This window comes from Dactylosporangium sp. NPDC000244 (assembly GCF_040300725.1).
Classification (GTDB): Bacteria; Actinomycetota; Actinomycetes; order Mycobacteriales; family Micromonosporaceae; genus Dactylosporangium.
In genome coordinates this window covers 179,139-197,866 of the sequence record NZ_JBEPEH010000018.1, presented here as the reverse complement: position 1 = coordinate 197,866, position 18,728 = coordinate 179,139, and the positions used below count along the sequence as shown (strand labels likewise).

At 72.9% G+C, this 18,728-nt stretch carries 18 protein-coding genes; 8 read left to right on the top strand and 10 right to left on the bottom strand.

All coding sequences use genetic code 11. The features are described from left to right. Window positions 1-330: 330 nt before the first annotated feature. Window positions 331-1,335, top strand: a complete 1,005-nt coding sequence (locus ABT369_RS26105; protein ID WP_350615706.1) for an NAD(P)-dependent alcohol dehydrogenase — start codon at window positions 331-333, stop codon at window positions 1,333-1,335. 210 nt (window positions 1,336-1,545) lie between these two features. On the opposite strand, the gene ABT369_RS26100 is transcribed toward ABT369_RS26105, so the two are convergent. The 4 genes from ABT369_RS26100 to ABT369_RS26085 form a co-directional block, all read right to left on the bottom strand. Continuing rightward, window positions 1,546-2,826: a multidrug effflux MFS transporter gene (locus ABT369_RS26100; protein WP_350615704.1), complete on the bottom strand. Its 1,281-nt coding sequence runs from the start codon at window positions 2,824-2,826 to the stop codon at window positions 1,546-1,548. Between the two features lie 82 nt (window positions 2,827-2,908). Further along, on the bottom strand, window positions 2,909-3,901 hold the full coding sequence (locus ABT369_RS26095) for a S66 family peptidase (RefSeq protein WP_350615781.1): 993 nt from the start codon (window positions 3,899-3,901) through the stop codon (window positions 2,909-2,911). A 66-nt stretch (window positions 3,902-3,967) separates the two neighbouring features. Beyond that, entirely contained in the window at window positions 3,968-4,900 is a 933-nt protein-coding gene (locus ABT369_RS26090; protein WP_350615702.1) for an ADP-ribosylation family protein, read from the bottom strand. A gap of 67 nt (window positions 4,901-4,967) precedes the next feature. After that, entirely contained in the window at window positions 4,968-6,410 is a 1,443-nt protein-coding gene (locus ABT369_RS26085) for a M28 family peptidase (protein WP_350615700.1), read from the bottom strand. Between the two features lie 150 nt (window positions 6,411-6,560). Between ABT369_RS26085 and ABT369_RS26080 the strand changes: the two genes are divergently transcribed. The 4 genes from ABT369_RS26080 to ABT369_RS26065 all read left to right on the top strand — a co-directional run bounded on the left by ABT369_RS26080 (window position 6,561) and on the right by ABT369_RS26065 (window position 11,421). Next, window positions 6,561-7,958, top strand: coding sequence for a sensor histidine kinase (locus tag ABT369_RS26080; RefSeq protein WP_350615698.1), 1,398 nt, complete (start codon window positions 6,561-6,563; stop codon window positions 7,956-7,958). A 320-nt stretch (window positions 7,959-8,278) separates the two neighbouring features. Then, a complete protein-coding gene (locus tag ABT369_RS26075) occupies window positions 8,279-8,953 on the top strand; it encodes a response regulator transcription factor (RefSeq protein ID WP_350615779.1) in 675 nt (224 codons plus the stop codon). A gap of 459 nt (window positions 8,954-9,412) precedes the next feature. Continuing rightward, window positions 9,413-10,231 carry a CPBP family intramembrane glutamic endopeptidase gene (locus tag ABT369_RS26070; protein WP_350615697.1) on the top strand — a complete coding sequence of 273 codons (819 nt, stop codon included), beginning with the start codon at window positions 9,413-9,415 and terminating at the stop codon, window positions 10,229-10,231. 80 nt (window positions 10,232-10,311) lie between these two features. After that, the gene (locus ABT369_RS26065; protein ID WP_350615695.1) at window positions 10,312-11,421 is read left to right on the top strand and encodes a serine hydrolase domain-containing protein; all 1,110 of its coding nucleotides are present in this window, start codon (window positions 10,312-10,314) and stop codon (window positions 11,419-11,421) included. Window positions 11,422-11,456: 35 nt separating this feature from the next. On the opposite strand, the gene ABT369_RS26060 is transcribed toward ABT369_RS26065, so the two are convergent. Together ABT369_RS26060 and ABT369_RS26055 are read right to left on the bottom strand one after the other, a co-directional pair. Then, the gene (locus ABT369_RS26060; protein WP_350615693.1) at window positions 11,457-12,137 is read right to left on the bottom strand and encodes a Tat pathway signal sequence domain protein; all 681 of its coding nucleotides are present in this window, start codon (window positions 12,135-12,137) and stop codon (window positions 11,457-11,459) included. A gap of 10 nt (window positions 12,138-12,147) precedes the next feature. Next, entirely contained in the window at window positions 12,148-12,978 is an 831-nt protein-coding gene (locus ABT369_RS26055) for a hypothetical protein (RefSeq protein ID WP_350615691.1), read from the bottom strand. Between the two features lie 149 nt (window positions 12,979-13,127). On the opposite strand from ABT369_RS26055, the gene ABT369_RS26050 reads away from it, so the two are divergent. Together ABT369_RS26050 and ABT369_RS26045 are read left to right on the top strand one after the other, a co-directional pair. Further along, entirely contained in the window at window positions 13,128-13,739 is a 612-nt protein-coding gene (locus tag ABT369_RS26050) for a DUF6230 family protein (protein WP_350615689.1), read from the top strand. 6 nt (window positions 13,740-13,745) lie between these two features. Further along, the gene (locus tag ABT369_RS26045; protein WP_350615688.1) at window positions 13,746-14,282 is read left to right on the top strand and encodes a DUF6114 domain-containing protein; all 537 of its coding nucleotides are present in this window, start codon (window positions 13,746-13,748) and stop codon (window positions 14,280-14,282) included. A gap of 64 nt (window positions 14,283-14,346) precedes the next feature. On the opposite strand, the gene ABT369_RS26040 is transcribed toward ABT369_RS26045, so the two are convergent. Beyond that, window positions 14,347-15,993 (bottom strand): methyl-accepting chemotaxis protein, encoded by a 1,647-nt coding sequence (locus ABT369_RS26040; protein WP_350615687.1) that lies wholly within the window; start codon window positions 15,991-15,993, stop codon window positions 14,347-14,349. Between the two features lie 81 nt (window positions 15,994-16,074). On the opposite strand from ABT369_RS26040, the gene ABT369_RS26035 reads away from it, so the two are divergent. Next, window positions 16,075-16,743: a hypothetical protein gene (locus tag ABT369_RS26035; RefSeq protein WP_350615686.1), complete on the top strand. Its 669-nt coding sequence runs from the start codon at window positions 16,075-16,077 to the stop codon at window positions 16,741-16,743. 23 nt (window positions 16,744-16,766) lie between these two features. On the opposite strand, the gene ABT369_RS26030 is transcribed toward ABT369_RS26035, so the two are convergent. Genes ABT369_RS26030 through ABT369_RS26020 form a run of 3 tightly spaced genes read right to left on the bottom strand, consistent with a single transcriptional unit; the run spans window position 16,767 to window position 18,693 of the window. Further along, window positions 16,767-16,910, bottom strand: a complete 144-nt coding sequence (locus tag ABT369_RS26030; RefSeq protein ID WP_350615685.1) for a hypothetical protein — start codon at window positions 16,908-16,910, stop codon at window positions 16,767-16,769. Window positions 16,911-16,954: 44 nt separating this feature from the next. After that, on the bottom strand, window positions 16,955-17,563 hold the full coding sequence (gene prfH, locus ABT369_RS26025) for a peptide chain release factor H (RefSeq protein ID WP_350615683.1): 609 nt from the start codon (window positions 17,561-17,563) through the stop codon (window positions 16,955-16,957). Next, window positions 17,560-18,693: an RNA ligase RtcB family protein gene (locus ABT369_RS26020; protein WP_350615681.1), complete on the bottom strand. Its 1,134-nt coding sequence runs from the start codon at window positions 18,691-18,693 to the stop codon at window positions 17,560-17,562. Before ABT369_RS26020 ends, prfH begins: the two co-directional genes overlap by 4 nt. Window positions 18,694-18,728 lie beyond the last annotated feature (35 nt).

Sequence of the window (18,728 nt, the reverse complement as noted above, 5' to 3'; positions counted from 1 at the left end):
CCGGCCCGCACGGGCGCCGGCCGCGCTCGTGGCGGTGACCCGCGACTGGACGGTCACCGCGGCCCTCTCCGCGGCTGGCGTCCGCCCGGTCCTGGGCCGCGCGGACGCCGGCCGCGCCCACCGCGGTCCTCCCCCGCGCTTGAGGCCCGCCGTCCCGCGCCCGCGCGGAGGCCAGTCGTGCCCATCGCGGTCCCTCACCGCGCTTGAGGCCCCGTCCGGCCCGTGCCCGCTCGGCGGTGGCGAACTCGTACCGGGCGCCGCCGAAAGTACGGGAAAGCCGAGGCCCATGTGCCGATGAGCGCCGCGGCCCGCACGGCCACCATCGATGGCATGAAGGCGATTGTGCAGCAACGGTACGGCTCCGCGGAGGAGCTGCGGCTCATCGACATCGACGCGCCCGTGCCCGGCGAGGGCGAGGTCCTCGTCCGGGTGCGGGCCGCGGCGGTCAACGCCCGCGACTGGCACGTCATGCGCGGCGACCCCTACCTGGCCCGCGTCATGATGCCGTCCCACTTCGGCCCGCGCGGCCCGCGGCGGGCGGTCCGCGGCAGCGACTTCGCGGGCGTGGTCGAGGCCGTCGGCCCGGGCGTGACGCGCTTCGAGCCGGGCGACGAGGTCTACGGCGACCTGCGCGAGGACGACGGCGCCTTCGCCGAGCTGGCCCGGGTCCCCGTCGGCTGCCTCGAGCGCAAACCGGCCGGTCTCACGTTCGAGCAGGCGGCGGCGGTACCGCTGGCCGCCACCACGGCCCTCGTCGCCCTCCGGGACGTCGCCGGGGCCCGCCCGGGCGAGACGGTGCTCATCAACGGCGCCTCGGGCGGGGTCGGCACCTTCGCCGTGCAGCTGGCCAAGGCCTTCGGCGCCTACGTCACCGGCGTCTGCAGCGCCCGCAACCTCGGCCTCGTGACGGAGCTGGGCGCCGACGAGGCGATCGACTACACGCGCGAGGACTTCACGCGCGCGGACCGGCGCTACGACGTCATCCTCGACCTCGTCGCCAACCACACCCTGAGCGCCCTGCTGCGCCCCCTGGCGCCGGGCGGCCGCCTGGTGACCGCGGGCGGCGGCACCTCGGCCGGCGGCCGCCCGCGCGTCTTCGGCCCCATGGCCCTGGTGATCCGCGCCCAGCTGGCCGCCCGCTTCGGCGACAAGCGCGTGCACCCGATGCCGAACGTACCCCCGAGCCCGGAGGGCCTGGCCACGCTGCGCGGGTACCTGGAGTCGGGCGAGATCACCCCCGTCGTCGACCGCACCTTCCCCCTGGCCCGAGCGGCGGAGGCGGTGCGCTACCTGGAGATCGACCACGCCCGCGCCAAGGTCGTCATCACCGTCTGAACGCGGGCGGGACGGTGCCGGAGTCTCGGGAACCGTCGCACTGACAGGAGATCAGCGGGCCCAACCGCGGAGCTGACAGCGTCGGCGCGCAGCGCCGAGCGACTCGCCCAGTCTGGCTCGGTGAGGCTTCGCGGAGACCGACCCAGACCAGGCGCTGACGGGAGCAACGGTCCGCGCCCCGACGAGCCCGAGCCGAAACATCCTCGTGGTTCAGTGTGCCAAGGCGACGGCTGGCTCCAGTGCCTCGGCGGGCAGGTTTCGCGGCCGTACCACCAGCCACAGCACCAGCACCGCCGCCGTCATGCCGCCGAAGACCACGACGGCCATGGCGCGGGAGTCCGCGCCCAGGACGCCGACCAGCGGGGCGGCCGTCGCGCCGACGCCGAACTGGACGGCGCCGAGCAGCGCGGCGGCGGTGCCGGCCGCCTCGCCGTGGCGGGACAGCGCCAGGGCGGGCGCGTTGGGCATGGCCAGGCCGACCATCGCGAGCACCGCCCACAGCGGCACGAGCACGCCGAGCAGCCCGCCGGCGCCGGTCGCGGCGAGCGCGACCAGCACGGCACCGGACGCGACGCCGATGACGAGCGCGGCGGCGAGGATCCGCTGGGGCGACCAGCGGCGCAGCAGCCGCACGTTGAGCTGGGTCGCGGCGATGAGGCCGACCGCCCCGCCCGCGAAGACGAGCGCGAACTGCTGCTCGCTCATGCCGTACTGGTCCTGGAACACGAAGCTCGACCCGCCCACGTACGCGATCAGCGCCGCCATCGACAGCCCGGCGACGACGATCAGCCCGACGTACACGCGGTCGGCGAACAACCGCCCGTAGTCGCGCACGGTGCCGGCGATCCCGCCGCCGCGCCGGCGCTCCCGCGGGAGGGTCTCGGGCAGCGCGAACGCCGTGGCGGCGAGGATCGCGAGGCCGGCGACGGCCAGTACCACGAACACGCCCCGCCACTGGGTGAGCTTCAGGACCAGGCCGCCGACCGTGGGGGCCAGGATCGGCGCGACGCCGACGACGAGCATGAGCCGCGACAGCAGCCGCGCCGCCGCGAGGCCGTTGAACAGGTCGCGCACGATGGCCATGGCGACCACGGACGCGGCCGCGGCGCCGAGGCCCTGCAGCACGCGGAGGGTGCCGAGCACGGCCAGGTCGGGCGCGAACACGCACAGCACCGACGCGATTACGTGCACGCCGATCCCGGCGAGCAGGGGCAGCCGCCGCCCGAGCGCGTCGGAGAGCGGGCCGACGATCAGCTGCCCGATCGCCAGCCCGGCGAGGGTGCCGGTGAGCGTGAGCTGCACCGCGGCGGCGGACGCGTGCAGGTCGCTGGTGATCGTCGGCAGCGACGGGAGGTACATGTCGATGGTGAGCGGCCCGAGGGCGGTCAGGAATCCGAGCAGCAGCACCAGCCGGAACCGGCGTGAGACGGGCAGCAGTTCGCCGGGTGTCGTGCGGTCGTCGGGTCGGGTCGTCGTCAGGGTCTCGGCCACGACTGGTGACAAGGCGTACGGACTCCGGCTTCTTCCCGCTCGTTACCCCGATCACGTTCGCTTGCGTTCATGAGGCCGGGTCCTAGCCGAAGTCGGCGTACACGCGCCGCTCGGCACCGTCGACCGTGACGTCGCCGCCGTGCGGGAGGAGCCACTGCGGCCTCGTGTGGCCGAACGGGATGCCGGACACGAAGACCGCCTCCGGGTTGTAGCGGGTCACCTCGGCCAGGACCGCGTCGCGCTGGGCGGCTCGCAGGCGGTCCCGTTCGGCCGGGGCCGGGCGGCGGGTGAGGTCCGAGACCGGCGGGCGGGCCAGCAGGACCGCCGAGACCGCCGCCAGCAGGCCCCGCTCCCCGAGGGCGCGCACGATCCAGGCCACGTTGCGGGCCGGGAGCAGCTCCTCGGAGGTCTCCAGGAGCATGACGCCGCCGTCGAGGGCGGCGGGCGGGAACGGGAACCGGCCCGCGGTGAGCACCCACTCGATCACCTCCAGGCAGCCGCCCCAGGTGCGGCCGGTCACCGTGCGCGCCGGGCCGTGCCAGCTCCAGGGTTCGGTCGGGACGCGGTCGCCGTACGACGTCAGCGCCCGCGGGTCGTTCCAGTCGACGCCGACGTCCTCGGACGAGCCCGGGTCGGTGATCTCCAGGCGCGCGCCGGTGAGCAGGGCCGCGCGCAGCGAGCGGGCGTGCACGTCGTCGACGGCCGGGCCGGGGCCGAGGTGCACCTGGGTGGAGCCGCCGTAGAAGCTCGCGATGCCGTTGGCCCACAGCCAGTGGTGCAGGTTGGTGTTGTCGCTCGTGCCGAGGAACGGCTTCGGGTCGGCGCGGGCGAGGGCGGGGTCGAGGTGCGGTACGACGGTGATCTGGTCCTCGCCGCCGACCGTCGCGATGATGGCGCGGACCGACGGGTCCGCGAACGCCGCGTTGACGTCGGCCGCGCGGTCCTCGGGTGCTGCGCCGACCCGGCGCGTGGTCGGGTACTCCACCGGCACCAGCCCGGTGACCTCGGCGAGCCGGCCCATCGCCCGCTCGTGCACGGCCGGGAAGAGCCCGGGCGCGGCGAACGACGGCGACAGCACCGCGATGCGGTCACCCGGGCGGGCCTTCGGGGGCCGGACCAACGCGTCCACTCCACCAACCTCTCAGCGCGCGACGAGGATCTCGACCGAGCGCAGGTCGCGGTTGGCGTGGTGGATCTCGACGATCTCGGCCAGGGCGTCGCGGCCCAGCGCCCGGTACGCGCCCGCGAGCAGGTCCGTCGACTCGGCCCGGTACTCGTCCGCGTCCAGCCAGTGCAGCTCGCCGCCGACCATCAGGGCCAGGGCCGGGCGCCCGGCCGCGAGCTCGGCGCGGGCCTGCGCGATCACCGGGGCGGCGGCCGCCGGGTCGCGGTAGGAGTCGAGGCGGTTGCCGGCCTCGGCGGCGCGCGGGTCGCCGGCGCCGGGCGGCAGGACCGGGCCGATCGTGATCGCGGCGTCCGGGCGGCCGGTGGGGTCGGCCCAGCGCGGCGGCCCGTCGGCGGCGCGCGCCTCGGCGTCCGCGGCCGCGAACGCGTCCAGGGCCGCCTCCAGCGGCTCGAACGGTGGCATGCCCTCGTAGTGCTCGGGCCCGTCGAGCTCGACGTCGCGGCGTGCGGCGGCGACGCGGATGCGGATCTGTTCCAGCAGCGTCGGGGCACCGTTCGTCCACGTCTCGGCGGAGTCGCGCGCCCAGTTGAAGGCGACGAACGAGGGGAGCTCGGCGGGGTCGTCGTACCAGAACCCGTAGTGCAGCCCGTCGCTGTCGCCGCTCATGACCGTCACGAACTCGGCCGGGTCGCGGCGGAACCGGCAGTGCAGCCGCTCGTCGAGCCCGTCGCGCGCGACGCGGTCGAGGCCGCCGTCGGCGAACAGGTCGGTGATCCCCCACGGCGCCAGGCCGAGCCGCTCGCCGAGGCACGCGGCGGCGCCGGCGGGCAGCGACGCCCAGAACGCGGCGAAGACCGCGAGGTGGCGGGGCAGCCTCAGGCCGTACACCCGCCGGACATGGCTCTCGACCAGCGGGAAGCGCTCGTGCATCTGCTCAAGGGAGGACATGTGCCCTTGATATCAGCCGGAGGCGGGCGGGACCGGTCCGGGGCCGGTCCCGCCCGCCGGTCGGGGGTCAGCTGATCTGCACGGCCGCGTCGTCGAGGACGAACGAGGTCTGCAGCGAGGAGTCCTCGGTGCCGGTGAACTTGAGCGTGACGCTCTGGCCCGCGAACGCGGACAGGCTGTAGGACTTCTGGGCGTACCCGGTCGCCTTGTTCAGGTTCGACAGCGTGGCCAGGGTCGTGGAGCCCGCGGTGACGGTCAGCTTGTCGTAGGCCGACGTGGTCGTGGTCTCCGCGGAGTCGACGTGCACCCAGAACGTCAGCGTCGCCGAGCAGCCCGCGGGGATGGTCACCGACTGCGACAGGCTCTCGGTGTGCGTCGAGCCGTACCCGAGCAGCCACGCGCTGTAGGTCCCGCCGTGCGCGGCCTGGCCCTGCGAGGACCACTGCCCGATCGCGCCCGTGGTGCCCGTCCAGCCCGTCGCGCCCGACTCGAAGCCGGGGTTGGTCAGCAGCTGCGCCCCGGTGCAGCCGGTCGGCGGCGGTGTCGTCGTGCCGCCCACCGAGGTGGCCCAGATCGTCGACGCGACCCCGTCGGCGGCGCGGTTGAGCACGGTGGCGCTGATGTTGGCGGTCGTGTCGCAGGCCTGGTGGTAGCAGGAGTCGTACGCGCTGTTGGCGGTGCCGCCCCACTTCGACGCCTGCGCGGAGGTCTTCTTGGCGCTGGCGCCCGCGGCGTAGCCGGACGTCGGGATGCCCACGCGCTCGAAGGAGTAGTCGTCGGAGCGCCCGGCGCCCTCGGTGTTCTCCTCCGGCTGCAGGCCCAGCGAGTCCCAGTACGCCTTCATCGGCGCGGCCGCCGTCGACGTGATGTGGTTGATGAAGTAGCCGCCGTTGGGCGAGCCGACCATGTCGAAGTTGTAGTACGCCTTGATCTGGCCGCGCTGGGTGGTGCTCAGCGCGTTGGCGTAGAACGCGGAGCCCTGCAGGCCCTGCTCCTCCCCGGCCCACCACGCGAACCGGACGTGGCGGCTCATGGTGGGGTTCTGCTGCGCCAGGACCAGCGCGTTCTCCAGCAGCGTCGCGGAGCCCGAGCCGTTGTCGTTGATCCCCGGCCCGGCGGCCACGCTGTCGAGATGCGCGCCGAGCATGGTGATCTGGTCCGACGGCCCGCCCGGCCAGTCGGCGATGAGGTTGTTCGCACGGTACGTGCAGCTGGTGCACGTCTGCTCGGCGACCGTGTAGCCGGCGGCCTGCAGCTTACCCTTGATGTAGGCGACCGACGCGGTGTAGCCGGCGGTGCCCGAGCGGCGGGTGCCGCCGTTGCTCGACGCGATCGAGCCGAGCTGGGTCAGGTGGGCCTGCACGTTGGCGACGGCGATGTCGGGCGCCGCGGCGAGTACGGGGGTGAGGGTCACGGGAGGCGCGGCGGCGGCCGGGATGGCCAGGCCGGCACCGGCCAGCAGGAGCGTGGCGGACACGATCAGTGTCAGCGCCGCGGGTCTGGATAGCATGGCGTGCACATTCGCATATTTGAATATGTACGTTCAAGGGCCGGATGCATACCGTCCCGTCCATACCGCGACGGCCTGGCATCGACCCGATCACTGCCATCGCCGGTGCGGGATGGATATCGGATCTCGACGGCTGACTATGCTCCGGCCATGACCCGTTGGTGGGAACGGCTGCCGGATTCGGTCGGCGCCGGCGGCCTGCTCGTGGTGGCGCTCGTGCCCGGCATGTCCGGCATCGGCGCCGACCTCCCGGAGTTCCCCGACCGCCCCTTGGACGCGCTCGGCTGGTTCCTGGTCGTCGCCCTCTGCGCCCCGCTGGCGATCCGGCGGCGGTGGCCGGCCGCGTGCGCCGTGCTCACGGCGGCACCCTTCGGCCTCTATCAGTGCCTCGGCTACGCCCACTCGGCGGCGACGCTGGGCTTTCCATTCGCCTTGTACGCCCTGGGCGCCCACCAGTCGCGCCGCCGCGCTGTGCTGCCGGTCGTCCTGACCGTCGCCTACGCCGGGCTCACGGTGCTCCTGCACCGGATGGGCTCGGGGCAGAACGTCGTGCAGTACGCGGAGTTCGGCGCCCTGCTCGCCGCGTTCTGGCTGGCCGGGCGCTGGATGCGCCACCAGCGCGCCGCGGCGGAGCGGCACCGCCGGGACAGCATGGCGCTCGCGGCCGCGGCGGAACGGGCGGTGATTGCCCGCGAACTGCACGACGTCGTGACCCACCACGTGACCGCAATGGTCCTCCAGGCCGACGCTGCGGCGATGGCACTCGACATGGGCACGCCCTTGACGCGCGACCGCCCGACGCCGACCGCCAACGCCTCGGCCCCCACCAGCGACGCCCCCGAGCTCGCCAACAGCGGCCAGGCCCACACGAACCACGACCGTGCGCACTCTCACTACGGCCAGGTGCCCACCGACAGCGGGCCGATCATCGCCGACGGCGAACCTGCCACGGCCGACCCAACTTCCGCCAACGACGGTCCGGCGCTCTCCAACGGCGGCCGATCGTCTGCGGACGACGGCCCCTCGTTCACCAACGGCGGTCTGGCATTGATCGGCGACAGCTTGGCTTCGGTGGCCGGAACCGGACGGCAGGCGCTCGTCGAACTGCGGCACCTGCTGCGCGTACTCGACGCGGACGAGGACGACCCGAGCACTCGCCCGGTCCTCGGACGGATCGCCGACCTCGTTGAGCGAACGCGCACACTCGGCCAGCCCGTCGACTGGCGCGAGGAGGGCATCGCACTCCCGACCGGCGGCGGGGTCGGCCTGACCGTGTACCGGGTCGTGCAGGAATCGCTCACGAACGCGGTGAAGTATGCGCACGGCCGGCCCACTCGCGTGCGAATCGCGCACTCGGACGATCGGGTCGCCGTGGAGGTGCACACGGACGGCTCCACGGTCGTGGACAACGGCGCGACGCGAACGGGCCGGGGCCTGGCCGGCCTCCGGGAACGGGTGAACGTGTTCGGAGGCGACTTCGAGGCCGGCCCGACCCCCACGGGCGGCTTCCTAATCCGCGCGTCCATTCCCACCGGCGTGCGCACATGAGCAGACAGAACGCGCGCGCATGAGCGAACGAACAGCGCACGGACGGGCGAGCGATGCGCGCTCGCGGATGAGCGAACGAACAGCACACGAATGAAGGAATGGACAGCACGCGGGCGAGCGACGATGCGCGCTCGCGGATGAGCGAACGAACAGCACACGAATGAACGAATGGACAGCACGCGGGGCGAGCGGCGATGTGCACCCAGCGGATGAGCGAGCGGACAGCGCGCCGATGAGCGAACGCAACTCACATACAGTGGACGGACGGTATGCGTGTGAGCGAAACGAAAACGCACGTTGATGCGTGGGAGGGTGCGCGAATGAGCGGTGCGCCGGTGCGCATTCTTGTCTGTGATGATCAGGCGTTGATTCGCACCGCGTACGCCACGATCTTCGGGCTCCAGCCCGGTTTCGCCGTCGCCGGGGTCGCCAGTGACGGGGAGCAGGCCGTCCGCCTCGCCCGGGAACTGCGGCCCGATGTCGTGCTCATGGACATCCGGATGCCCGTGCTCGACGGGATCGAAGCTACCCGGCGGCTCGCGGGGCCCGACGTCGCCGAACCGCTCAAGGTGCTCGTGGTCACGACGTTCAATCTGGACGAATACGTGTACCGGGCGCTGCGCGCGGGTGCGGCCGGGTTCCTGCTCAAGGATGCGCAACCCGCCGAGTTGATCGCGGGAGTGCGCACGGTCGCCGATGGGGAAGCGCTCGTCTCCCCCGCCGTCACTCGGCGGCTGATCGGTCACTTCGGCTCGCGGATCCGGCCGGCCGAGGGCGCGCCCGGGCCGGCCGCCGCGCTCGCGCCGCGCGAGAGCGAGGTGCTGACGCTCATCGCGCGCGGGATGAGCAACGCCGAGATCGCGGCCGAGCTGATGCTGAGTCAGGAGACCGTGAAGACGTATGTCTCCCGGATCCTCACGAAGCTCGACCTCCGCGACCGGGTGCACGCTGTCGTCTACGCGTTCCAGACTGGACTTGTCCGCCCCGACGCATGACCGGGCCGCACTCAGGTCCCACGCGCAACCGCGCACGCCATCGGCCGCGCACTCGCGCACTCGCGCGTCCAGAACAGCCGGCGCCACCCGACGCGCGGCCGAACCGTTCGCCACGCGCAACCACGCACACCATTGGCCGCGCACTCGCGCACTCGCGCATCCAGAACAGCCGGCGCCACCCGACGCGCGGCCGAACCGTTCGCCACGCGCAACCGCGCACGCCATCGGCCGCGCACTCGCGCACTCGCGCATCCAGACCCGGCCGTGGCCAACGCCGCGGCGGGGACGAGTCGTTGAGCCACGCGTGGCTGCGTGTGCCATCGGCGGTGTGGCAGATAGAAACGGCAGGCCGGGCGATCGATGCGAAGTGTGACCGCGCCGTTGTCCCCCGCGGGAGCCACACGGAATGTCCCCGGCGGAGGGACGTTTTCGCCCGGATCGATCCCTATCTTGCTCGTCATGTCCAGGTTTGTTGTGCGCTTCCCGCTCATGCTCATCGGCACCTTCGTGCTTCTCGCGGTGACCGAGGGAGTGACCGCCGCGCGGGCCGACGACCTCACATGGGCGGTCTCCGCCGGCTTCACGGGCGCGATCGCCGCCGTAGTCGGCTACGCCCTGCTCAGCCGCTGGATCGAGCGCCGCCCGAGCGCCGACGAGGTATCCCCCGCGAACGCGGCGCGCTGGCTGCTGCCAGGCGTCCTGCTGGGCGCCGCCGCGTTCGGGCTCGTCATGCTCGGCATCCGGCTGCTCGGCGGCTGGGACTCGCAGACCCGCGACTCCGCCCGCAGCCTGGCGATCACCGCCGGCGTCATGGCGGTCGTCGCGGTCAACGAGGAGATCGTGTTCCGCGGCGTGCTGACGAGGATGCTGGCCGAGCGGTTCGGCGGCTGGGTGGCGCTGGTCGTCTCGTCGCTGCTGTTCGGCGCGATGCACCTCGTCAACGCCAACGCCACCGTGCCGGCGGTGCTCAGCATCGTGCTCACCGGCGGGCTGCTCTTGGGCGTGCTGTACCTCTTCACCCGGTCGCTGTGGCTCACGATCGGGTTCCACTTCGCCTGGAACACGGTCCAGGCCGGGGTGTTCGGGGTGCACTCGTCGGGCGAGGACGCGTCGCACGCCTTGTTCCGGACCACGCTCTCCGGGCCGCAGTGGCTCACCGGCGGGGAGTTCGGGCCGGAGGCGAGCGTCGTGACGCTGGTCGTCATCACGATCCCGGCGCTGGTGCTGATCGTTTGGGCGGCCCGGACCGGGCGGCTGGGAGCGGCGGCCCGAAGCTAGGGGTTGCCCAGCGTGATCAACACCATCGGAGCGTGATATTCGGTGGCGGGGGCGCGGCCCGCCGCCGGATACTCCGCGGCGTGCAGGGATTCGTGGATGAGCGGTTCGCGCCCGTGGGCGCGGTGTTCGAACAGGGTCTTGCGAGCGATGCCGAGGTCGGCGCGTCGGTGTGCATCACCGTCGACGGCGAAACGGTGGTCGATCTGTGGGGCGGGCACGCCGACGCGGCCCGGACGCGCCTGTGGGAACGGGACACCATCCTCAACGTGTACTCGGTCACGAAGACCATGACGGCGCTGACGGCGCTGCTGGTCGCCGACCGCGGGGAGCTCGACGTGACCGCGCCGGTGTCGCGGTACTGGCCCGAGTTCGCGGCCGCCGGCAAGGACGCGGTCACCGTCGCGCACCTGCTGAGCCACTCGTCCGGCCTGTCCGGCTGGGCCGAGCCGGTCACCGTCGAGGACCTCTACGACTGGGACAAGATGACGGGGCTGCTCGCCGCGCAGGAGCCCTTCTGGGCGCCGGGCACGGCCAGCGGCTACCACGTGATCACCCAGGGCTTCCTCGTCGGCGAGGTCCTCCGCCGGATCACCGGGCGCTCGCTGGGCACGCTGTTTCGCGAAGAGGTGGCGGTACCACTGAAGGCCGACTTCCACATCGGGCTGCCCGAGTCCGAGGAGCCCCGCGTGGCCGAGCTCGTCCCGCCGGTCGGCGGCAGCACGATGCCGTTCGCCGACCCGACGCCGTTGCAGGCCAACGCGGCCGTCCCCGACCTGCGGGTGGACGACGCCAACAGCCGGGCGTGGCGCGCGGCGGAGATCCCGGCCGGCAACGGCACCGGCAACGCGCGGGCGGTCGCCAACGTCCTCGCCGTGCTCGCGTGCGGCGGCGAGGCGGGGGGCCGGCGCCTGCTGTCCGAGGCCGGGGCCCGCCGGGCGCTCGAGGTCCAGGTCGAGGGCACCGACCTGGTGCTGTCGATGCCGCTGCGGTTCGGGCTCGGCTTCGCCGTCGGCGGGTTGATGCCGAACCCGAACACGCTCTACTGGGGCGGCCTCGGCGGGTCGATCGCCCTCGCGGACCTCGACGCGCGGACCACGTTCACGTACGTGCCGAACCGGCTCGCGGCCGAGGGCGACACGCGCGGCCTCGGTCTGCTGATGGCGATGTGGGAGGCCCAGAAGCTCATCTGAGGCGCCTCCCCGCGATCAGCGTCCGAGTCGAAGCGTCAGTTGACGTACACCAGAGGCGAACCCGTGACCGAGGTGTCGGCGACCGGGCCGTAGCTCGCGGTGAAGTAGCCGTTGGGGAAGCACGCCGACGGGCCCGAGAACCGGTTGAACTTCTGATCCGTGAACGTGATCGACTGGTCCGCGTTCGAGGCCACGCCCGACACGAGATCGGCGTCCGCGCGGTACACACACGTCACCGTGCCCAGCGCGGACTTCAGCTTGATCGTGGTCTGGATCGGGGCCGTGGCCGTGCCGGTCACGAGCACGGCCCCGGCCGAGTCCACCGTGGTCGCGTACGGCAGGTTGTCCACGACGATCGACTGCACGCCCGACACGGTCGGGATGCCCACCGGGGTGCAGGTGCCGAAGCTCTGCAGCGTCAGCGACTCCTTCGCGGTGCCCGCGGCGGCCACGTTGGACACCACGGTCGCGCCGAAGGCCGAGTCGGCGCACTTGATGAGGCTCGTGCCGCCGGGCGTCGCGTAGAAGGTGGCCAGCGTGCCGGCCTTGATCGGGGCGGTCAACGCGTCGCCGTCGGTGACGTTGGCACCGCCGGCTGAGCCGTACGTCAGCACGTTCACGGTGTCGGCGTAGGCGGGCATGGCGGCAAGCACGGCGGCGAGCACGGCCGCGAGCGCGGCGCAGAGTGCGGTCAGACGCGTGCGGGTCTTGCGCATGGTGGCCTCCTCATGACATGGCCTTCGTGAGGTCGTCGATGCTCGAGTCGACGGCCAGGGAGGTGTTCGTGGGGCTGAACACGACCGCGTTGTGCCCGGCGGCGGACGGCAGCCCGAATACGGCGTTGATGATCCAGTCGAGCGATCCGCCCAGCCCGCAGCCGCTGGCGACGGGCACGGCGAGGCCGTCGTCGGCGAGGCGGGCGCCGGTGAACGAGACCACGGACGCGTCGAAGCCGTTGGGGTCGGCCGCGAGGTCGACGGTGCCGGGGTCGGTGATGACCGGCCGCAGCGCGATCGGGCCGATGGTGCAGTGCAGCCCGAACAGCGCGTTGTACAGGTGCAGGCGGATCGGCAGGTTGAACACGGGGTACGGCTCGCCGATGGCCAGCGGGACGAACCCGGTGATCGGGCCGGCCGTCTCGACCTGGGCGAAGACGCTCGTGACGCCGGGCAGGAAGTTCGCGAGCCCGGGGATGGGCACCTGCAGCGGCGACGAGGTGAGCACCTTGCCGTTCGCCGGCGGCACGGTGCTGAACACGTTGGCCTCGGTCCCGTCCGGGAACGAGACGACGGGGGCGCTCGCCGGCCAGTACACGCCGAACTGCAGCGTGATCGGCGAGGTGAGCGCGACGGTGGTGGAGCCGATGGTGAAGCTGCCGCCGCGGGTCACCGAGACGACGCAGCCGACCTGGAGGTTGCCGGGATCGCGCAGGGCGGGCGCGCTCAGCGGGCACTGGTCCATCCCGGCGTAGATGCCGGACGGCCGGGCGGCGGCCGCCGGCGGGCCGGGCAGCAGGATCGCGAGCGCGACCACCCCGGCCAGACATTGCTTCCACATGCCCAAGCACATTGGCGCAGATCTATTGATCCAGAGTCAGAAACCGCGAGAGTTTTCAATTGGTGAAATCTCCGCCGTACCGGTTGACCGCCATCGATACCCGCGAGTAACTTCCCCGTACACAGGGCCGCCACCTGGGAGGAGTCGCGATGTCCGACATGCAGGAGCAGCCGCTGGGCCAGACCCGCTGGCGCCGGTTCGCGTTGATGATGGGCATATCCGCCGCGGTCACGACCGGGCTCGTCGTGCTCACCGGGCAGGGGGTCATCGCGGCGTCGTTCTCGGTCTCCGGCATGCCGTTCGTGGTCACCGCCGACGAGCTGCAGGGCACCGGCTTCGAGCAGTACGCGGTGCTCGACCAGATGGAGCCGGGCAGCCCGAACGAGGGCGACACCGGCGGGCAGCTCATCCTCATCGTGTCCGCGGTCGACAACGCGAAGCTCACGAACCTGTGCCAGAGCATCAACCTCGGCGGCACCAACCTGCGCCTGACCGCGGGCAGCGCCGAGCACCCCGTCACCGCCACGAAGCTCATCGTCGACTCGGACCTCATCACCGGCGACGCGTCGTTCACGTCGATCGACATCGGCCAGGACGCGAGCACGCTGACCCGGGTGCCGGGCGCGACCGGCGGGATCGGCATCTTCGGCCAGCAGGCCGAGACGGTGAGCATCAAGCATCTGCGGCAGAACAACTACGCGACCACGGCCGCGACGTTCAACCTGCCGAACCTGCGCATGGGCTTCGGCGACGGCTGCTGAGTCACGATGGGCTTCCGGCGCTCCTTCCGGCGGTGGCGGCGCACCCGGCCCTTCTGGGGCGGGCTGTGCGTCGTCGCCTCCGCGGTGTGGATCTTCCTGACGGTGAAGGCCCCGCTGCCCGTGGTCGTCCACGTGGGCGTGCAGGGCCTCGCCGGGTTCCTGGTGCCGATCGTCATGCTGCTGTGCGGGGTCCTGCTGTGGTGCAGCCCCGCCAACCGCACGTTCTACTCGGTGCTCGCGCTCGTCATGGCGCTCGCGTCGTGGATCACGTCCAACCTCGGCGGCTTCCTGATCGGCCTGCTGCTGGGCGTGGTCGGCGGGTGCCTGGCGTTCTCGTGGCAGCCCGGGCCGGCGCGGCCCTCAGCGGCGGGCGCGCAGGCGGCTCAGGGGCAGCGCGGCGGCGAGCAGGAGCACGCCGGCGGTGCTGAGCAGGCGGACGCCGAAGAACAGGTAGCCGCCCCACAGGGCGGGCGGCGTGACGTCGGCCGGGAAAGTGCGGTTGAGGGCCAGGTCGCCGGTCGTGAGGACGGTGCCGGGCAGTAGCAGCACCAGGCCCGCGACCAGAGCGGCCGGCCCCAGGCAACCGGCCATGGCGCCCGGCCGAGGCTCAGACGCGGAACCGGCCGACCGCCGCCTGCAGATCGCTCGCGACCCGGTTCAGCTCGGCCACCGTCTGGTCCACTTCGGACAGTGTCGACGTGGTCGACTGGGCCGCCTCGGCCACGCCGGCGATGTTGCCCGCGATGTTCGTCGCGCCGTGCGCCGCGTCGCCGACGCTGCGGCTCATCTCGCCCGTGGTCGCCGTCTGCTCCTCCACCGCCGAGGCGATGGTGAGCTGGTAGTCGTTGATCCGCGCGATGATCCGGCTGATCTCGCCGATCGCGTCGACGGCGTTGGCGGTGTCGGACTGGATCGCCTCCACGCGGCGGGAGATGTCCTCGGTCGCCCGGGCCGTCTCCTGCGCCAGGTCCTTCACCTCGCTCGCGACGACCGCGAAGCCCTTGCCGGCCGCGCCCGCGCGGGCCGCCTCGATGGTGGCGTTGAGCGCGAGGAGGTTCGTCTGCTCGGCGATCGAGGTGATCACCTTGACGACGTTGCCGATCTCGGTGCTGGAGTCCCCGAGCTTCGACACGGTCTGGTTGGTCGTCTCGGCCACGCCCACCGCCTCGGAGGCGACCCGGGCGGCGTCGTTGGCGTTCTGGGCGATCTCGCGGATCGAGGCGCCCATCTCCTGCGAGCCCGCGGCGAGGGTCTGCACGTTGTGCGACACGGTGCCCGCGTCGCCGGCGACGACGTTGGCCCGGGACGCGGCCGCCTGCGCGCTGTCGCCGATGCGCGCGGTGACGCCGGTGAGCCGCTGGGTGCTCGCGCCCAGGGTGCGTGCGGCGGTCGCGAGCGTGTCGACGGTACGGCCGATGCCCTCATTCGCCTGGTTCACGGCCACCGCCATGGCCCCGAGCTCGTCGCGGGAGAGCACGTCGGCGCGCTTCGTGAGATCGCCGTCGGCCGCGGCCCGCAGCGTGGCGGAGACCGAGTGCAGCTGGCGGTTCATGCGCCGGCCGATGATCCCGACGATCGCGAAGGCGAAGACGAGCCCGGCGACGAGCGAGCCGATCGTCCAGTTGCGCGAGGTGTGGTAGGCGTTCAGCGCCGCGGCCGCCTCGTTCGACGCCTCCGTGTTCTCCAGCTGCTGCAGCTGCGCCAGGGAGTCGTTCATCTGCGCCTCGAGGCTCTGCCACAGCTTGGTGCGCTCGGCCGCGTCGCTCGTGACCGTCGTGCCGGCCTTGGGCTGCTCCTGGAACACCACCACGTTGCGCAGGTTCGCGTAGCCGGCCCAGGCGGTCGCGAACGTGTCCACGGCCGCGGCGCGGGGCGGGGACGAGGCGGTCAGCTTCCGGTACGCCTGCAGCGCGTTGTCGATGAGCGTGTCCCCGTTGCTGCGGGCCTGCTGGGCGCGCGGGCCGAGCGTCGGGTCGTAGGCCGCCCAGCCGAACAGCGACTGGGCCCGGTAGTTCTCGGCGACGCCCTGCCGGATCACCACCAGCTGCGCCACGCTCTCCAGGTGCTCGGACTGCAGGTTCTCGAGCCGGTCGTTGATGCGCCCCATGCTCACGATGGACAGCACGCCGACGCCGATGGCGACCAGGGCCACCACGCTCACGCCGATGAGGTTCTTGACGTTCACGGGCCTGTCGGCGACCCACCCGGCGAACGCGTTGCGCCGGACGTTCACCTCGATCGGCGAGGAGCTCACGGTGGCCGTCCTATCTGAATGCAGCGGATGTTCGCATCATCGGCCGTCACCGCCCCGGGTTTAGTCTGATCAAATAGCGTCGTGGAACCCGAGCCGGACCTCGTGCGCGCGAGCTGCTACGTCCTGGAGTTCTCCGTCAGCCCGGGCGGGGCCCGCCAGGGCGACCTGCGGGGCGCGCTGACCGTCGACCGGCTCCGGGCTGGGTTCGAGGACCGTTACGACGTGGAGCATCTGGCGTACCTCGTGCTGTGGTACGGCGCGATCCTGCACCTGTGGACCGTGCGGGCCGGCGAGCTCGTCGCCGGCACCGACCTGCACCCGCTGCTGCGCACCGGCGACCCGGGCCTGGACCGGGCCGCGGCGGCGCTGCTCGCGGGCGGCCGCCGGGGCGAGCTGCGCGACCTGTTCAACCGGGTGCACCGCGACATCGACGAGACGATGACCGCCCTGCGCGTCTTCGCACACGTCCTGGAGCTGCACCCCGACCCCGCCGCGGCGCTGGCCGCGATCGACGCCGGCGGCCTGCCGACGCCGCCCGGCTCCGGGGGGACGTTCGAGCTCGACTGGGCCGCGGTGGCCGCGGCCGCCCCGCCGCTGGGCGAACCGCTGCTGCGCCCGGGCGAGACGACGGCGGTGACGTGGTCCGACGAACTCGCCCCGCCGTACGGCAGCTACCTGCGCCACGTCGACGGCGTCCACCTCGGGCTGCTCGACATCGAGGGCGGCGACGAGGAGTTCGACGAGGAGTGACCGCCCGCACCCCTCGACGGTGGCTAGGGGTTGCGGACGCAGGTCGGGCAGGTCTCGGAGATCGGCAGCGGGCGGGCGTGGGCCGCGCCCGCGTCGATCAGGGCCGCGGCGCCGGTGGCGAGCGCGGACGCGAGCAGGGTGCGCAGGACGACGGTCTTGAGTCTCATGCCCTTGACGGCGTTCCATCCCGTTCCATGCCCACGGCAGAGGTTCAGGGGCGCTCGGTGCGGACCGGGTCGCCGCGGATCAGCTCGTCGTGGACGTGCCAGCGGGCCGTGGTCAGGGCCTGGGCCGCGGCGCGGTCGCCGCGTTCGAGGCGTTCGCGCAGCTGCCGCATGGCCAGGCGGCGGTTCAGGCCGAACTGGCGCTCGGTGTCGACCACGATCACGGTGCCGGTCGGGCGGTGGGTGGCCCGCACCGCGGTGCTGACCTTGTTGCGGTGCTGGCCGCCGGGGCCGCCGGTGCGGCAGGGCACCACGTCCACGTCGGACTCGTCGAACGCGGTGCTCGGGGCGTCGAGCGAGCAGCGCTGGGCGATCACGTACCAGTTCTTGCGCCCGTGATTCGGCCGGTACGGGCTGGACGCCTGCCAGCACAGCGTGCCCGTCCACGCCGCCGCGCACTCCTGCGCTGCGGGGCCGTCCAGCTCCAGCACCACCGAGCGCAGCGTGCCCGGCCGCTCGCCGGGCACGCTCTCGGCGCGGCGCACGCGCACCGCCCGCCGGGCCGCGTCGGACTCCAGGCGCGCGGCCAGCTCGGCCACGGCCCACGAGCACTCCAGCGGGCCGCGGCCGGCGGACAACATCAGGTACACCGTCATGATCTGGTCCAGGAACGCCGCTTGTCCCGGCGAGCCGGTTCCGGCTCCGCGGTCTTGTAGGTGACCATGGGCACCGTCACCGCGACCGGCGTGGCCAGCTCGTGCGTGACGAGGTCGGCGATCACCTGCTCGATGCGCTTGTACGCGGTCGGCGCCTCCTCGAACAGCAGCTGCCGGTCGCCGCAGACCACGTAGGACCCGACCGGCGTGCGGCGCAGCTCCTCGACGGTGTGCTTGGCCCGGCCGCGGCGCAGGGCGTCGGCGCGGGACATCTTGCGCCCGGCGCCGTGCGCGACCGACCAGCCCGCGCCGGCCCCGGCGTGCGCGGCCACCAGGTAGGACGGGGTGCCGCGGGTGCCGGCGATGAGCACGTCGCGGCCGTCGCCGGGCGCGGCGCCCTTGCGGTGCAGGTAGTCCCCGTCGCGGATCTCGACGAGGTTGTGGCACTGGTCGACGACCGGCTCGGTGGGCTCGGCGCCGAGCGCGAGCGCGACCCGGGCCGCGAGCAGCCGCCGGTTGAGCGAGCCCCAGCGCACGGCGTCGTCGTGCGCGGCGAGGTACGCGGTCGGGTCGGCCGCGGGGCCGGCGCCGAGCACCTCGGTGTGCGCGCGCAGGATCCGCTCGCCGAGGCCGCGCGACCCGCTGTGCACGATGAGCACGAGGTCGCCGCCGTCGAGGCCGAGCCGCTGCGCGTGCGCGGTGTCCTCGACGGACTGGACGCGGGCGAGCTCGACGAAGTGGTTGCCGCGGCCGACGGTGCCGAGGCTTTCGGTGTACCCGGCCGGAACCGCCCGCCCGCCCGACGCGAACGCCCACGCGGGGTCGTCGGGGTCGGGCGCGAGCGGCACGTCGAGGTCCGGGAAGCGGGCCGCGAGCCGCTCCGGCGACGGCTTCTTGAGCGCGATCGGGAACACGGCGATGCCGCAGCCGATGTCGGAGCCGACGAGGAACGGGTACAGCACGGACGAGCGCATGGCGGCGCCGATCGGCGCGCCCTTGCCGGGGTGCAGGTCGGGCATCCCGGCCACGTGCACCATGCCGTCGAGCGCGGCGACCTGGTGGCACTGCGCGACGGCGTCGGACTCGATCCAGCTGTGTTCGGACGCGAACAGGGAAACGCTGGCAGACAACAGGAGAGGTCCTTCGAGGAGACGGCACGGACGGA

What these genes read in the sequence shown, in the direction of transcription:
- ABT369_RS26080 (WP_350615698.1), top strand. Translation starts at nt 6,561, where the DNA reads ATGACCCGTTGGTGGGAACGGCTGCCGGATTCGGTCGGCGCCGGCGGC.
- ABT369_RS26050 (WP_350615689.1), top strand. Translation starts at nt 13,128, where the DNA reads ATGTCCGACATGCAGGAGCAGCCGCTGGGCCAGACCCGCTGGCGCCGG.
- ABT369_RS26030 (WP_350615685.1), bottom strand. Translation starts at nt 16,910, where the DNA reads ATGAGACTCAAGACCGTCGTCCTGCGCACCCTGCTCGCGTCCGCGCTC.
- ABT369_RS26055 (WP_350615691.1), bottom strand. Translation starts at nt 12,978, where the DNA reads ATGTGGAAGCAATGTCTGGCCGGGGTGGTCGCGCTCGCGATCCTGCTG.
- prfH (WP_350615683.1), bottom strand. Translation starts at nt 17,563, where the DNA reads ATGACGGTGTACCTGATGTTGTCCGCCGGCCGCGGCCCGCTGGAGTGC.
- ABT369_RS26075 (WP_350615779.1), top strand. Translation starts at nt 8,279, where the DNA reads ATGAGCGGTGCGCCGGTGCGCATTCTTGTCTGTGATGATCAGGCGTTG.
- ABT369_RS26085 (WP_350615700.1), bottom strand. Translation starts at nt 6,410, where the DNA reads ATGCTATCCAGACCCGCGGCGCTGACACTGATCGTGTCCGCCACGCTC.
- ABT369_RS26045 (WP_350615688.1), top strand. Translation starts at nt 13,746, where the DNA reads ATGGGCTTCCGGCGCTCCTTCCGGCGGTGGCGGCGCACCCGGCCCTTC.
- ABT369_RS26105 (WP_350615706.1), top strand. Translation starts at nt 331, where the DNA reads ATGAAGGCGATTGTGCAGCAACGGTACGGCTCCGCGGAGGAGCTGCGG.
- ABT369_RS26090 (WP_350615702.1), bottom strand. Translation starts at nt 4,900, where the DNA reads ATGTCCTCCCTTGAGCAGATGCACGAGCGCTTCCCGCTGGTCGAGAGC.
- ABT369_RS26060 (WP_350615693.1), bottom strand. Translation starts at nt 12,137, where the DNA reads ATGCGCAAGACCCGCACGCGTCTGACCGCACTCTGCGCCGCGCTCGCG.
- ABT369_RS26070 (WP_350615697.1), top strand. Translation starts at nt 9,413, where the DNA reads ATGTCCAGGTTTGTTGTGCGCTTCCCGCTCATGCTCATCGGCACCTTC.